9 protein-coding genes are annotated in these 14,958 nt (G+C 69.1%); 7 read left to right on the forward strand and 2 right to left on the reverse strand.

The window, feature by feature from the left end; all coding sequences use genetic code 11:
- Window positions 1-89: 89 nt before the first annotated feature.
- Window positions 90-3,233, forward strand: a complete 3,144-nt coding sequence (locus ACWD0F_RS19135) for a S41 family peptidase (protein ID WP_449877113.1) — start codon at window positions 90-92, stop codon at window positions 3,231-3,233.
- Between the two features lie 71 nt (window positions 3,234-3,304).
- Here ACWD0F_RS19135 and ACWD0F_RS19140 read toward each other — a convergent pair whose 3' ends face one another.
- Complete coding sequence (locus tag ACWD0F_RS19140; RefSeq protein ID WP_449877115.1) at window positions 3,305-4,414, reverse strand: MalY/PatB family protein; 1,110 nt, start codon at window positions 4,412-4,414, stop codon at window positions 3,305-3,307.
- A 65-nt stretch (window positions 4,415-4,479) separates the two neighbouring features.
- Here ACWD0F_RS19140 and ACWD0F_RS19145 point away from each other — a divergent pair, with 65 nt between their 5' ends.
- The 3 genes from ACWD0F_RS19145 (at window position 4,480) to ACWD0F_RS19155 (ending at window position 8,349) form a co-directional block, all read left to right on the forward strand.
- Entirely contained in the window at window positions 4,480-5,328 is an 849-nt protein-coding gene (locus tag ACWD0F_RS19145; protein ID WP_449877117.1) for an aminoglycoside adenylyltransferase domain-containing protein, read from the forward strand.
- Between the two features lie 195 nt (window positions 5,329-5,523).
- Window positions 5,524-6,873, forward strand: a complete 1,350-nt coding sequence (locus ACWD0F_RS19150) for a glycoside hydrolase family 43 protein (RefSeq protein ID WP_449877119.1) — start codon at window positions 5,524-5,526, stop codon at window positions 6,871-6,873.
- An 18-nt stretch (window positions 6,874-6,891) separates the two neighbouring features.
- The gene (locus tag ACWD0F_RS19155; RefSeq protein WP_449877121.1) at window positions 6,892-8,349 is read left to right on the forward strand and encodes a family 43 glycosylhydrolase; all 1,458 of its coding nucleotides are present in this window, start codon (window positions 6,892-6,894) and stop codon (window positions 8,347-8,349) included.
- 314 nt (window positions 8,350-8,663) lie between these two features.
- Here ACWD0F_RS19155 and lexA read toward each other — a convergent pair whose 3' ends face one another.
- Entirely contained in the window at window positions 8,664-9,371 is a 708-nt protein-coding gene (lexA, locus tag ACWD0F_RS19160) for a transcriptional repressor LexA (protein WP_449877123.1), read from the reverse strand.
- 1,088 nt (window positions 9,372-10,459) lie between these two features.
- On the opposite strand from lexA, the gene ACWD0F_RS19165 reads away from it, so the two are divergent.
- The 3 genes from ACWD0F_RS19165 to ACWD0F_RS19175 all read left to right on the forward strand — a co-directional run bounded on the left by ACWD0F_RS19165 (window position 10,460) and on the right by ACWD0F_RS19175 (window position 14,695).
- Window positions 10,460-10,771 carry a LysM peptidoglycan-binding domain-containing protein gene (locus ACWD0F_RS19165; RefSeq protein WP_449877124.1) on the forward strand — a complete coding sequence of 104 codons (312 nt, stop codon included), beginning with the start codon at window positions 10,460-10,462 and terminating at the stop codon, window positions 10,769-10,771.
- A 634-nt stretch (window positions 10,772-11,405) separates the two neighbouring features.
- Window positions 11,406-11,861, forward strand: a complete 456-nt coding sequence (gene nrdR, locus ACWD0F_RS19170; protein ID WP_449877126.1) for a transcriptional regulator NrdR — start codon at window positions 11,406-11,408, stop codon at window positions 11,859-11,861.
- Entirely contained in the window at window positions 11,858-14,695 is a 2,838-nt protein-coding gene (locus tag ACWD0F_RS19175; protein ID WP_449877128.1) for a vitamin B12-dependent ribonucleotide reductase, read from the forward strand. Before nrdR ends, ACWD0F_RS19175 begins: the two co-directional genes overlap by 4 nt.
- Window positions 14,696-14,958 lie beyond the last annotated feature (263 nt).

The following is a 14,958-nucleotide window of genomic DNA, read 5'->3' on the forward strand; positions in this document are numbered from 1 at the left end:
CCCCGCACTTGACCGTTCCGGGGACGCCGCCAGGGGGCCGCGAGGAAGATTTTTGGGCTCACCTTGGTGTGGCGCATTACTGTGCTGCTGTGACAAATGGCGCATACCTGAGATATCCGCACCTGCATGATGACGTGGTGACCTTCGTCGCCGACGACGACGTCTGGCTGGCCCCGCTGGCCGGAGGAAGAGCCTGGCGGTTCACCGCCGACCGCGTACCGGTGTCGCATCCGAGATTCTCGCCCGACGGCGCCCGCATCGCGTGGACCTCCGCCAAGGAGGGCGCTCCCGAGGTGTTCACGGCGGAGATCGACGGCCCCGAGGGCGAGCGGCTGACCCACTGGGGCGCCTCGACCGGCGCCCGTGGGTGGACACCCGGCGGCGACGTGCTCGCCGTCAGCACGACCGGGGAGAGCGGGCGGATCAGGTTCTGGGCCTACGCGGTGCCGCTCGACGGCGGACCGGCGGCGCGGCTGCCGTACGGGTGGGTCAGCGACGCGGCCGTCAGCGGCGCCAAGGTCGCGACCGTGTCGGCGGTGTGGCGCGAGCCGTCGCAGTGGAAGCGTTACCGGGGCGGCACCGCGGCCAAGATCTGGACCGACGCCGAGGGGAACGGGGAGTTCACCCGGCTGTTCGCCGGCAGCACGGCGCAGTACTGGTCGGTGAGCTGGGTGGGGGACCGGATCGTGTTCCTGGCCGACATCGACGGGGTCGGGAACCTCTACTCCGCGCTGCCCGACGGGTCGGACCTGCGCAAGCACAGCTCCCATGAGGAGTTCTACGCCCGCCACGCGACCAGCGACGGGCAGCGGGTGATCTACTCCCACGCCGGGGACCTGTGGGTGCTGGAGAGCCTGGACGCGGAGCCGTACCGGCTGGACGTGAAGCTGAGCGGGCCGCGGCCGGGACGCTCCAAGAGACCCGCGCCGTTGCGGCTCGGGTCGTACGCGCCGGACGCGACCGGGCGGGCCAGCGTGGTGGAGATCCGCGGGACCGCGCACTGGGTGACGCACCGCGACGGTCCCGCGGGCGTGTTGCGGGCGCAGCCCGGCGTGCGCGTGCGGCTGCCGCGTGTGCTGAGCGCCGACGGGCGGGCCGTGTGGGTCTCGGACGCCGGCGGCGAGGACGGGCTGGAGGTCGGCACCCCCGGCGGCGAGGTGCGGACCCTGGCCTCGGGGGAGCTCGGGCGGGTGCTGCAACTGGCGGCGGCGCCGGACGGCAAGCACGCGGCGGCGGCCACGCACGACGGGCGGCTGCTGGTCGTGGACCTGGAGTCCGGCACCGTCCGTGAGCTCGACCGCACCACGCAGGGGGACATCAGCGGGCTGACGTTCTCGCCCGACTCCGGCTGGCTGGCCTGGGTCCATCCGCATCACGAGCCGCTGTCGCAGATCAGGATGGGGCGGGTGGACGGGACGTCCGTGATCGACGTGACGCCGGTGCGCTTCGCCGACTCCAACCCGGTGTTCACCAAGGACGGCAAACATCTGGCGTTCCTGTCGGTGCGGACGTTCGATCCCGTCTACGACGCGCACGTCTTCGACCTGTCCTTCCCCGTCGGCTGCAAGCCGTACATCGTGCCGCTGCGGGCCACCACGCCCTCGCCGTTCGATCCGTCGTTGCAGGGGCGCGGCTTCAACGGTGAGGGCGACAAGCCCGCCAAGGACGACAAGAAGGACGACACGCCGCCGCGTACGGAGGTCGATCCGGACGGGCTCGCCTCGCGCGTGGTGCCGGTGCCGGTGCCCGCCGGGCGCTACGGGAACCTGCGTACCGCCAAGGACGCCCTGCTCTGGTTGCGTCACCCGCTGGCGGGGCAGCTCGGCGACGGCAGCGAGGCGGCGCACGAGAGCGTGCTTGAGCGCTATGACTTCAAGAAGCGCGCCAAGGCCGAGGTCGGCAGGGAAGTACGCTCGTTCGAGGTCACCGCTGACGGCGGCAGGCTCGTCACCAACGGCAAGAACGGCCTGCAGACCCGCGCCGCCACCGAGGGCGACGAGGTCGTCACCATCGAGCTGGACCGGATCACCGTGCAGCTCGACCCGGTCGCCGAGTGGCGGCAGGGCTTCCGCGAGGCCGGCCGGCTCATGCGCGACCACTTCTGGCGCGAGGACATGAACGGCGTCGACTGGCAGGCCGTCCTCGACCGGTACGAGCCGCTGGTCGACCGGATCGGCACGCATTCCGAGCTGATCGACGTGCTCTGGGAGACGCAGGGCGAGCTGGGCACCTCCCACGCCTACGCCGTCGCGCCGGGCGGCGCCCCCGACCCCCGCCGCCGCCAGGGCCTGCTCGGAGCCGACCTGGAACGGGACGCCGAAGGGGTGTGGCGGGTGCGGCGCATCCTGCCCGGCGAGTCCTCCGACCACGCCGCCCGCTCGCCCCTCCTGGCGCCGGGCGTCGCCGTCCGTCCCGGTGACGCGATCCTCGCCGTCGGAGGGCGGCCGGTCGACTCCGTCCGCGGGCCGCTCGCCCTGCTCTCCGGGACCGCGGGACAGCCCACCGAGCTGACCGTACGGCCCGCGTCGGGCGGTGAGCCGCGGCGCGTCGTGGTCAGCCCGATCCCGGACGAGGCGCAGTTGCGTTACCACGACTGGGTGGAGAGCCGGCGCTCCCACGTCCGGGAGGTGTCGGGGGGCCGGCTCGGCTACCTGCACGTGCCCGACATGGTGGCCTCCGGGTGGGCGCAGTTCCACCGCGACCTGCGGACCGAGATGGCCTTCGAGGGGCTCGTCGTGGACGTGCGCGAGAACGGGGGCGGGCACCTGTCGGAGCTGGTGCTGGAGAAGTTGTCCCGCAAGGTCACCGGATGGGCGCGGGCCCGGGGGTACGAGCCGATGCGCTACCCCGAGGACTCGCCCCGGGGGCCGATCGTGACGGTCACCGACGAGTTCGCCGCCTCCGACGGGGACATCGTGAGCGCCGGGATCAAGAACCGGGGCATCGGGCCGCTGATCGGGACCCGCACGTGGGGCGGGGTGATCGGGATCGACTCCCGGTACTCGCTCGTGGACGGGACCCGGGTCACCCAGCCCCGGTACTCGTTCTGGCTCGACGGGCCGGGGTGGGGCGTGGAGAACTATGGGGTGGATCCGGACATCGAGGTGGTGATCACGCCGCAGGATCGAGTGGCGGGGCGGGATCCGCAGTTGGAGCGGGCCATCGAGATGGCGCTGGCCGCCCTGGAGGAGCATCCGGCCGCGACGCCCCCCGACCTCCCGCCCCTGACCTGACGGCGGGTGCGGGGAGGCCGGGTGGTCACCGCGGGGCGCTGATCTGACGGCGGTGCGAGAGGGCCTGGTGGTCAGCGCAGAGCGGCCAGCCGGTTGAGGATCTCCGCGAGGACGGGTTCGGTGGTGGCGAAGTTCAGGCGCACGTGGTGCTCGCCGCCGGGCCCGAAGCCCGCGCCGTCCGTCAGCCGCACCCGGGCCGCCCGCTCGATGGCCTCCGCCATGCCGGGCCGTCCCACGTGCAGCCACGCCAGGTACGTCGCCTCGGGGACCCGGTAGGTGAACGCCTCCGGCAGGAGCCGGGCGATCGTGTGCCGGTTGCGGTCGAGCAGGGCACGGGTGCGTTCGAGCCAGGCGTCCCCGTGCCGCCAGGCCGCCACCGTGGCCTCGACGCCGAACAGGTTCGCCGAGCCGTACACGAAGGGCGGCTGCTCCTCCAGGGCCTTGCGGGCGCCCTGGTGGCCGAAGTGGGCGACCGAGCAGCGGATTCCGCCGAGGTTGAACGCCTTCGTCGCGGAGGTGACCGTCACCGTGCGTTCGGGGAGGATCGTGGCGAACGGGATGTGCCGATGCGGCTCGAAGGTGAGGTCGGCGTGGATCTCGTCGGCGATCACCAGCAGGTCGTGGCGCTCGGCGTGCTCGGCCAGCTCGTTCAGCTCGTCACGGGTGAGCACGCGGCCGGTCGGGTTGTGCGGGTTCACCAGCAGCAGCACCCGGCAGCCCGACAGGTCGGGCACCTCGAAGCGCCACGACCCTCCGTCGGGTTCGAAGCGGATGGGGTGCAGCGGGCGCTTCATGACCTGCAGCGTCGTCAGGAACGGATGGTAGGCGGGCGTGTGCACGGCGACCCCGTCACCGGGCCGGGTGCAGATCTGGAGCAGCACCTGGAGTGCCTGGTTGATGTCGCTGAACGAGCGGACGAGTGCGGGGTCGGGTTGCCAGCCGTACCTGGTGGTCATGCGTTCGGCGAACGCGTCGGCCAGGGGTCCGGCGTTGGGCTCCATCAGCCAGGACGGGTAGCCGAGATCTCCGGTGGCGCGCCGGCTGAGCGTCTCGATCACTTCGGGCGCGGTGGGCAGATCCATGTCGGCGATCCAGGCTGGGATCACGCCGGGCGGGACCGCTGCCCACTTAAGGCCGTCATGTGAGTACTTGAGGTCTTCGGGGGTGTATGCCTCATTCACCCGGCTATTCTAGAGTTGTCGATTGTGATGAGGCGGTGAGGTCGGTTGTGGCAGGCTGGGCGGCCATGACGCCCCATCCGAAGATCGATGCCATGGTGGAGACCTACCTGTCGGTGGCCGACGCGGAGGCTCCCGGACTGGTGGAAGGGCTCTATCTGGAGGGCTCGGCCGCCCTGGGCGACTACCATCCCGGCACCAGCGACGTGGACTTCGTCGCGGTGACGGCCGATGAGCCGCCGGCCGCGGTGCTGGAGCGCATCCACGCCGGGCTCGGGGCGTACCCGTTCGAGGGCGTCTACCTCACCTGGAAAGACCTCGGTCACGACCCCTTGGAGCTGGGCGTACGTCCCCGCGTGCAGGCCGGGCGGCTCAACCGCCGCGGCGGGCTCGATCCCATCACCTGGCACACGCTGGCCCGGCACGGCCTCGCGTGCCGCGGCCCCAAACCGGGCGAGCTGGAGATCTGGAACGATCCCGCCGCCCTGGCCGCCTGGACGGACGGCAACCTCGACCGCTACTGGCGGCGCCTGGTGAACCGCGGCTCCCGGCTCGCCTCGCCGTGGGGGCTGCTCTGTCTCGGCGGGTACGGCGCGGTGTGGGTGGTCACCGGCGTCTCCCGGCTGCACTACACGCTGGCCACCGGGGGGATCGCCTCCAAGACGGGGGCGGGGCGGCATGCGCTGGAGGCGTTCCCGGACAGGTGGCATCGCGTCGTGAACGAGGCGCTGCGGCTGCGTGCGGAGGACAGTGCGCTGCCGTCGATCGCGGGGGTGGTCTCTGGGCTGGGGGATCATTTCGGCGCGCCCCGGGAGTCGTTGTACGGGTCGCCGTTCGAGCGGCGGCGCGATGTGCTCGCCTTCGCCGACGCGGCGATCTCGGCCGCCCACGACCTGTACACCTCCCGCCCGAAGTAGCCCGCCCGAAGTAGCCCGCCCGCCTCGCCCGTCCCTCTGCCATGGGCCCCAGTAGTACTGCACAGTGGATGCGTGCCGGCGTCGCCGGGGATTGACGGCTGATCGTGGCCGGGATACGAATACCCGCGAATGCCATCACCGCCCGGTCCTCGGCGCGGTGAGATGTTAACGCTAACACTCGCGGAGGGCCGCTGGATGCGTACACGTCGAGGCAATCCGAGGGCGTCGGCCGGCGTCATGGCGCTGCTCGTGGCCATCGCGGCCGTGATGTTCGCGCCCCCCGCCCACGCCGTCGGCCCCGTACCCCACTACCTGATGACCGCGTTCACCAACAGCAGCGAGTCGAACATGTACGTCTACGACTCGCCGAACGCCACCACCTACAACCTCGTACGGGCCAACGCCTACACCCCACCCTCAGGGCTGATCCGCGACCCGAGCGTGTTGCGGCACACCGACGGCTACTACTACCTCGTCCACACCACCAACTGGACCGGCAACACCATCGGATTCGCCCGCAGCGCGGACGCCGTGAGCTGGACGTTCCTCCGCAACGTGACCGTGGGGCTGAACGGCGCCACCGGCAGCACGTGGGCGCCCGAATGGTTCAAGGACTCCGACGGCAGCGTGCACGTGATCTTCTCGGCGTCCACGACGGGCACGGCGGGGCAGTTCAGGCCGTACCGGATCACCGCGACCAACAGCGCGCTGTCCTCGTGGAGCGCCCCGGTGGCACTCGGCATCCCGGCGAACTACATCGACAGCTTCGTCGTCAAGTCCGGCTCGACCTACCACAACTTCCTGAAGAACGAGACGACCAAGTACATCGAACACGCCACCGCCACCTCACTCACCGGGCCGTGGACGTTCACCGGCACCGGCAACTGGGCGGGCTGGGGCTCCGGCCTGGAGGGGCCGGCGCTGACGCGGCTGCCCGACGGCAGGTGGCGCCTCTACTTCGACAACTACACCGGTGGTCGCTACTACTACGCCGACAGTTCGAACCTGACCTCGTTCGGGACCAAGGCGGAGCTGGCCGGACTGTCGGGGACGGCCAGGCACTTCACCGTGCTGCGCGAGGACGTCGGCGACACGACCGCCGTCGCCACCGGCAACAGGTCGCTGCGTTCGGCGAACTTCCCCGACCGATACGTACGCCACCGGACCGCCCTCGCCTACGTCGACCCGCTGTCCGCGTCCAGCCCGCTCGCCGACCGTCAGTCGGCCACGTTCACCGTCTCCGCCGGGCTGGCGCAGTCCGGTTGCTACTCCTTCCAGTCGGTGAACCAGCCCGGGTACTACCTGCGCCACTACAACCTGCGGCTGACCCTGCAGCGTGACGACGGCTCGGCCATCTTCAAGAGCGACGCCACGTTCTGCGGCCGGGCGGGGCTGGCCGGTGGGGGGACCACGTCGTTCGAGTCGTACAACCTGCCCGGGCGCTACCTGCGCCACTACAACTACGAGATGCGGCTGGACCTCAAGGAGTCGACCTCGGTGTTCGCCTCCGACGCCTCGTACACCGTCACCTCACCGCTGGCCTGAACCGGAAAGGACGGGCCGATGCCCCGCGTACGCACTCATCTCCGCACCCCGTTGATCATCGTCGTGACTACGCTGCTCGTCATGGTCGCCAACCTGCTCTCCCCGGGCGCCGCCCACGCCTCGCCCGCCGTCCAGTACACCAACCCGCTGGCCGCGCAGCGCGCGGACCCGCACATCTTCCGCCACACGGACGGCTACTACTACTTCACCGCGACCGCCCCCGAATACGACCGCATCGTGCTGCGCCGGGCCACCACCATCCAGGGACTGGCCGGCGCGCCGGAGACGGTCATCTGGCGCAAGCACGCCAGCGGCGAGATGGGCGCGCACATCTGGGCGCCGGAGATCCACTTCATCAACGGCAAGTGGTACGTGTACTTCGCGGCCGGACGGGCCGACGACATCTGGCGTATCCGCATGTACGTCCTGGAGAGCTCCAGCGCCAACCCGCTGACCGGCGCCTGGACCGAGCGGGGCCGGATCACCACGCCGTGGGACACCTTCTCCCTGGACGCCAGCACGTTCGTCACGGGCGGCGTGCGGTATCTGCTGTGGGCGCAGCAGGAGCCGGGCATCGCCACCAACTCCAACGTGTACATCGCCCGGATGGGCGCCAACCCGTGGACGATCACGGGCGCCACGACCCGGCTGACCGTGCCGACGCTGGCGTGGGAGACACGCGGCTACAAGGTCGCCGAGGGGCCCTCCGTGCTGCAGCGCAACGGGCGGCTCTTCCTCACCTACTCCGCCAGCGCCACCGACGCCAACTACTGCCTCGGCATGCTGACCGCCTCCGCCTCGGCCAACCCGCTGCAGGCGTCCTCCTGGACGAAGAGCGCCAACCCGGTCTTCGCCACCAGCGCGGCGACCAGTCAGTACGGTCCCGGACACAACTCCTTCACCGTCTCGGAGGACGGGCAGAGCGACATCCTGGTCTACCACGACCGCAACTACCGCGACATCACGGGCGATCCACTCAACGATCCCAACCGGCGCACTCGGGTGCAGAAGGTGCACTGGCGTGCGGACGGCACCCCTGACTTCGGCATCCCGGTGCCTGACGGGGCAACGCCGGCGCGGCTCATCTCCTACGACACGCCCGGGCAGGCGGTGCGGCACTGGGAGTTCCGGGGCCGTCTGGAGGCCAACGTCTCACCCCTGGCCGACTCCCAGTTCCGGCTCGTCCCGGGCCTGTCCGGGTCGGGGACGATCTCGCTCGAATCGACCAACTTCCCTGGGTACTACCTGCGGCATCGCAACTATGAGGTGTGGGTGGAGAAGAGGGACGGAACCAGTCTGTTCAACACCGACGCGACCTTCACGCGCCGCACCGGCCTGGCCGGGTCGGGGACGGTATCGCTGGAGGCGGCGGGCTTCCCCGGCTACTTCCTTCGCCATCGGGGTGGCCTGATGTGGGTCGAGCAGAACAACGGCACCGGCAGCTTCGGGGGGAACGCGAGCTTCATCCTGGAGTAACAGGCCAAGGCAGCACGGGCCTACGCCCAAAGGGGCGCGCCTTGCGCAGACCAACCTGGGCGCGTCGTGTCCGGGCGAGGCCGCCCACGGTGTGTCGAGTCTGGCATGTCGCGTCCGGGCGAGGCCGCCCAAGGCGTGTTGCCCACGGCGTGTCATGTCCGGGCGAGGCTACCCACCGCATGTCGCGTCCGGACGAGGCGGCTCACGGCGTGTCGGCGTCCTGGTCGGGCCTGACCTGACCGCTCGGTAGCTTACAGCTTGGCGCGCGCCGGAGCGCGGCGCGGCGATAGGACGCGCGCCCAGCCTTCGTCCGACTACAACCGGCGAAGGACCGCTACGACCTTGCCCAGAACGCTCGCCTCGTCACCGGGGATGGGCTCGTAGTTGGGGTTGTGGGGAACCAGCCAGACGTGGCCGTCCTTGCGCTTGAAGGTCTTGACGGTGGCCTCGCCGTCGATCATGGCGGCCACGATGTCACCGCTCTCGGCCACGGGCTGCTGGCGTACGACGACCCAGTCGCCATCGGCGATGGCGGCCTCGATCATCGAGTCACCGGCGACCTGCAGCAGGAACAGCGTGCCCTCACCCACGAGCTGCTTGGGCAGGGCGAAGACGTCCTCGACGCTCTCCTCGGCCAGGATCGGCCCACCGGCCGCGATCCGGCCGACGAGCGGAACATAGGCCGCCGTGGGGCGATTCACCGTGGGCTCCACGTCGCTGCTCTCAGGGTCGACCCAGAGCACGGGCTCGCCGGGCAGACGCACCTCAAGGGCGCGCGGCCGGTGCGGATCACGCCTCAGGTAGCCCTTGCGCTGCAGCGCCGTCAACTGGTGCGACACGCTGGACGTGCTGGTCAGTTGCACCGCCTCGCCGATCTCGCGCATGGAGGGCGGATATCCGCGCTGCTGCACCGAGTCGCGGATCACTTCAAGGATCTTGCGCTGCCTGGGCGTGAGGCCCAGGGAGTCTCGTCGGCGCACCGCGAGGTCGCTGACCCCGTTTGCGTCATCCCGCTCGGTCATGCTCTTCCTCCTCGCCTGGCGGCCCGCCTCACCGGCGCACCTCCCGGTCCGTGGTCCTGATGTCGCACACAGCGACCGTATCGCTGTTGAAGATCATCTTCAAACAATTGTTCGAGTCTTCCTCGAAATTGTGGCCAGCGTGGTGTACAACATCGTACGGGAGTTCGATCGACACCGTGTTCGATTTGCTGATCTTTATTCGGCCTTTCCTCAGGCCACACGGCAGGAGGTCAATCATGCGAACGCCCACAAACAAGGACACAACCAGCGAAGACGTCAACCAGCTCACCCTGATCGCCGACGCAACGCAGAGTAACGATCGACGTGCAGACAATACGCGTACGGAGACCGGCGCTTTCGGAAAATCAGGCAAGAGGTTGGGGTTCCGTTCGAGTGGCGGAGGAAGGCGCGCAAGCTCTTCTTCCGGCGGGGGTACGCCTCGCGAACGGAGAAGAGCCCATTTGCGGCTGGTTCCACCACCTCGTCCCGGCGACCAGGACCCGGCATCGCGTTCCGGCGACGAGAGCGACGACACCGTGCCGCGAGGGCGGCCACCTTCGACTCGCCCCCGCGTCGAGCCAACGGCCCTCGGCCGCCGCAGAAGCAAGCCGGCAGCGGGGGCCCGGGGCTCCAGCGGAAGCAAGCCGACGACGGGTGCCCGGACGTCTGGTGGGGGAAAGTCGGCTATGGGTGTCCAGGGCTTTGGCGGGGGCAAGTCAGCGGCGGGTGCCCGGGAGTCTGGCGGGGGCAAGCCGGCGGTGGGTGGTCGGGGCTCTGGCGGGGGCAAGTCGGCAGCCGGTGCCCGGAAGTCTGACGGAGGCGGACTGACGGCCTCGGTCGAGGGGTGGCGAGGGTGGCGGGCGGCGAATCGGCGGTGTCGTCAGCGTGAGGTGGCGGGGCAGCGGGATCAGCGTGGGGTGGAGGGGCTGCGAGGTCAGCACAAGCGGGGGGTGGAGAGGCGGCGAGGGCGGCGGCTGGCGAGTCGACGGTGGGGTCGGCGCGTGACAGGCGGGCCATGGGGTCGGCTCGTGGCTGGGTGGCGGGATCGGCGAATGGCGGCGCGGCTCCGGCGACGGTCCGCTCCGCCGGTGCGGCTGACACGCCGTGGGCGTGTCGTTCTGGTGGTGGCCGTGGCGATGTTGTCGCTGGGTGGGTTCTGGCTTGGCACGCGGGCGGTAGGGCATGCCGAAGTGCGGGTCGTGGTGGCCAGTCATGTGGGGCTGCCTTGGGTGGAGGTTCAGCAGGGGGACACTTTGTGGGAGATCGCCGACGCGCTGTCTCAGGACGGGGATCCTGGCGTCGTGGTGGCGGAGATCAAGCGGCTGAACGGGCTGGCCGACTCCATCATTCAGCCCGGTAGCCGTCTTTACGTCCCGCGCGACACCGCAGCCTTACGGTGACCAACTCGGCCGCCCGGGCCTGCGTGGCGGGCGGCAGGGAATGTGACGAAGGTGACACGAGCGTAGGTGTCCGGGGTGCGGGGCGTTGGGGATCGTGGCCGGGGTATTGACGTTGGGGGTCGCTCGGATGTGTCCCGGGTGCGAGGGTGTGGGGCTGCACACGGGCTGTGGCCGGGGTGTGCGGACGATGGCGGCGCGAGAAGCGTGTCCCGAAGTGACCGTGCAGCGTAGGTGGGTTCGGGTGTGGGGGCTGGGGTGTGGTGGGGGCCTAAGTGGTCTTGGTGGTTGTTCGATAGCGTTGTGAGGTTTGTTCACGAACGAGGTCGTGAGCAACGGATGTGACGCCCTCAACTGCGGGAACAACGGTCAAGCCCTCCGTGTTGACGGCGACACGCCCGGGGCCGGCGGGGACAGTGGGCTGATCAGCGACTTCAGCTCGATGGGGTTGCTCAACTTGCGTTCATGGTCGCGCGCTTCTACGGTTGGACCACAACATCTAGTAGTTACACCGATGTAGTTCACCACACCTTGTGTTTCCGTGACCGCTCCATGGCCAGCCGTGGAGTGAGCGCGAGCGTCCCGTGACGAGGGTTCTGCGCGTGTGGTGGCCCATCAGGTCTTAGGAGGCGAAAGCGTGCATTGTCCGTTCTGTCGCCATCCTGACACGAGGGTCATCGACAGCCGTTCGACCGAGGACGGGGCGGCCATCAGGCGTCGGCGCACCTGTCCCGAGTGCGGGCGCAGGTTCACCACGCAGGAGACCGTACTGCTCATGGTGAACAAGCGCAGTGGAGTGACGGAACCATTCTCGCGGGACAAGGTCGTCGCGGGCGTGCGGCGGGCCTGTCAGGGCAGACCGGTCAGTGAGGACTCGCTGGCGCAGCTCGGGCAGCGGGTGGAAGAGGCCATCAGGGCGAAGGGCGCGGCAGAGATCCCGTCCAACGAGGTGGGCCTGGCCATTCTCGGCCCGCTGCGGGAGCTCGACGAGGTGGCCTACCTGCGGTTCGCATCGGTATATCGCGGTTTCGAGAGCCTGGCGGACTTCGAAGCCGAGATCACACAGTTGAAGGCGGAGAAGGGGGAGTCATGACGGAGACGGCCAGCGGTTCAGTGGAGCGCGGGGGCAGGCGTCCGCGTAAGGGGCTGAAGATGAAGCGGATCTTCACCAAGCCGGGCGTGCACCCGTATGACGAGATCAAGTGGGAGCGCCGCGACGTCGTCATGACGAACTGGCGCGACGGTTCGATCAATTTCGAGCAGCGGGGTGTCGAGTTCCCCGCGTTCTGGTCGGTCAACGCGGCCAACATCGTGACGACCAAATACTTCCGCGGCGCCGTGGGCACCCCGCAGCGCGAGTGGAGCCTGAAGCAGCTTGTCGACCGGGTCGTCGGCGTCTACACCAGGACGGGGATCGAGCACGGCTACTTCGCCAGCGACGAGGACGCCGAGATCTTCGACCACGAGCTCAAGCACGCGCTGACCCATCAGGTCTTCGCGTTCAACTCGCCGGTCTGGTTCAACGTGGGCACCCAGTCGCCGCAGCAGGTCAGCGCGTGTTTCATCCTCTCCGTGGACGACCAGATGGAGTCGATCCTGGAGTGGTACAAGGAAGAGGGTGTGATCTTCAAGGGCGGCTCGGGCTCGGGTGTGAACCTGTCCAGGATCCGTTCCTCGAAGGAGTTGTTGTCCAGCGGCGGCACGGCCAGCGGGCCGGTGTCGTTCATGCGCGGCGCGGACGCGTCCGCCGGGACGATCAAGTCCGGCGGCGCCACCCGCAGGGCGGCCAAGATGGTGGTCCTCGATGTCGATCACCCCGACATCGAGGAGTTCATCGAGACCAAGGCGCGCGAGGAGGACAAGGTCCGCGCGCTGCGTGATGCCGGGTTCGACATGGACCTGGGCGGCAAGGACATCGTCTCCGTCCAATACCAGAACGCCAACAACTCCGTGCGCGTCTCCGAGGAGTTCATGCGCTCGGTGGAGACGGGCGGCGACTTCGGCCTGCGCGCCCGCCTGACCGGCGAGGTCATCGAGACGGTCGACGCCAGGGGCCTGTTCCGCAAGATGGCCAAGGCCGCCTGGGAGTGCGCCGACCCCGGCGTGCAGTACGACGACACGATCAACGACTGGCACACCACCCCCGAGACGGGGCGGATCACGGCCAGCAACCCGTGCAGCGAGTACGTCCACCTGGACAACTCCTCCTGCAACCTGGCCAGCATCAACCTGCTGAAGTTCCTGAAGGACGACAACTCCTTCGACGTCCAGAACTTCGTCAAGCTGACCGAGCTGATCATCACCGCGATGGACATCTCGATCACGTTCGCCGACTTCCCGACCGAGAAGATCGGCGCGACCACGCGGGCCTACCGGCAGCTCGGCATCGGCTACGCCAACCTGGGCGCGCTGCTCATGGCGACCGGTCACGCCTACGACTCCGACGGCGGACGGGCCGTGGCCGGGGCGATCACGTCGCTGATGACCGGTGTGTCCTATCGCCGTAGCGCCGAACTGGCCGGCGTGGTGGGCCCGTACGACGGATATGCGCGGAACGCGGAGCCGCACAAGCGCGTCATGCGCAAGCACGCGGCGGCCAATGACGACCTGCGGGCGGTCGGCTCGATGGACGCCAAGATCCACGCCGAGGCGTCGCGCCAGTGGGTGGACTGCCTCAAGATCGGCGATCGGAACGGCTACCGCAACGCCCAGGCCAGCCTGCTGGCTCCCACGGGCACCATCGGGCTGATGATGGACTGCGACACCACCGGCATCGAGCCGGACCTGGCGCTGGTCAAGTTCAAGAAGCTCGTCGGCGGCGGCTCCATGCAGATCGTCAACCAGACGATCTCGCGCGCGCTCAAGCAGCTCGGCTACCAGCAGGAGCAGATCGAGGCCATCGTCGAGTACATCGGCGAGCACGGCCACGTCGTCGACGCGCCGGGCCTGCGTCAGGAGCACTACGAGGTGTTCGACTGCGCGATGGGCGAGCGGGCGATCGCGCCCATGGGCCACGTGCGGATGATGGCGGCTGCTCAGCCGTTCCTGTCCGGCGCCATCTCCAAGACGGTCAACCTGCCCGAGTCGGCCACGATCGACGACATCGAGCAGGTCTACCTGCAGGGCTGGAAGCTGGGGCTCAAGGCTCTGGCCGTCTACCGCGACAACTGCAAGGTCGGCCAGCCGCTGTCGGTGGGCAACGGCTCCAAGAAGGAAGAACCCAAGGCTGTCGCCGTCCAGGAGCCTGAGGTCAAGGTCATCGAGGTCAACCGGCCGACCCGGCGGCGCATGCCGAACCAGCGGCCGAGCATGACCACCCGCTTCACGGTCGGCGGCGCCAAGGGTTACATGACCGCTTCGTCCTACCCTGACGACGGGCTCGGCGAGGTCTTCCTCAAGATGTCCAAGCAGGGATCGACGCTGGCGGGCGTCATGGACGCGTTCTCCGTCGCGATCTCCATCGGGCTCCAGTACGGCGTGCCGCTGGAGACGTACATGAGCAAGTTCGTGAACATGCGGTTCGAGCCCGCCGGGATGACGGACGACCCGGACATCCGGATGGCCACCTCGGTGATGGACTACATCTTCCGCCGGCTGGCCCTCGACCACCTGCCCTATGACGAGCGGGCGGCGCTGGGCATCTTCTCGGCGACGGAGCGGGCCGCGCAGCAGCGTGGCGAGGACCCCGCCGCGCTGCAGGAGGCGGTGGACCGGGAGGCGCTGGCCCAGTCGGCGCCCATCGAGGAGAAGCCGAAGGAGACGGCGGCCGAGCAGCCGGCGGAGCCGGTCGGCAAGGAGCTGACGCTGGAGAGCCACCAGCGGTTCACGGCCGACGCGCCGCTCTGCATGACCTGCGGGACGAAGATGCGCCCGGCTGGAAGCTGCTACGTCTGTGAGGGTTGCGGCTCCACGAGCGGGTGCAGCTAGCTTCGGGCGTAGAGAGCGAGAAACACCTGGTCAGGGCAGGGCGCCTGCATCTTCTCGGCTCCCTGCCCTGTGCTGTGGCTGACGGTGGTCGTATCGCACACAACGTTACGAGTCACTCTCGCGAGTCATAAGTACGTCAAGTACTTGGCGTACTTATCAGGATGGCACTCTGGAGCAACTAACGCTGGAGGTGCCGCCATGGCCGTCATTCACTTCGACGGCTATAGGTCGCCCACCACGTCACGTATGAGCTCGATCTTCCT

Source organism: Nonomuraea sp. NPDC002799, from assembly GCF_053592075.1.

Excerpts from the sequence above, each read along its gene's own strand:
- ACWD0F_RS19145 (WP_449877117.1), top strand. The coding sequence starts at position 4,480 with ATGACGCCCCATCCGAAGATCGATGCCATGGTGGAGACCTACCTGTCG.
- ACWD0F_RS19150 (WP_449877119.1), top strand. The coding sequence starts at position 5,524 with ATGCGTACACGTCGAGGCAATCCGAGGGCGTCGGCCGGCGTCATGGCG.
- ACWD0F_RS19155 (WP_449877121.1), top strand. The coding sequence starts at position 6,892 with ATGCCCCGCGTACGCACTCATCTCCGCACCCCGTTGATCATCGTCGTG.
- ACWD0F_RS19175 (WP_449877128.1), top strand. The coding sequence starts at position 11,858 with ATGACGGAGACGGCCAGCGGTTCAGTGGAGCGCGGGGGCAGGCGTCCG.
- lexA (WP_449877123.1), bottom strand. The coding sequence starts at position 9,371 with ATGACCGAGCGGGATGACGCAAACGGGGTCAGCGACCTCGCGGTGCGC.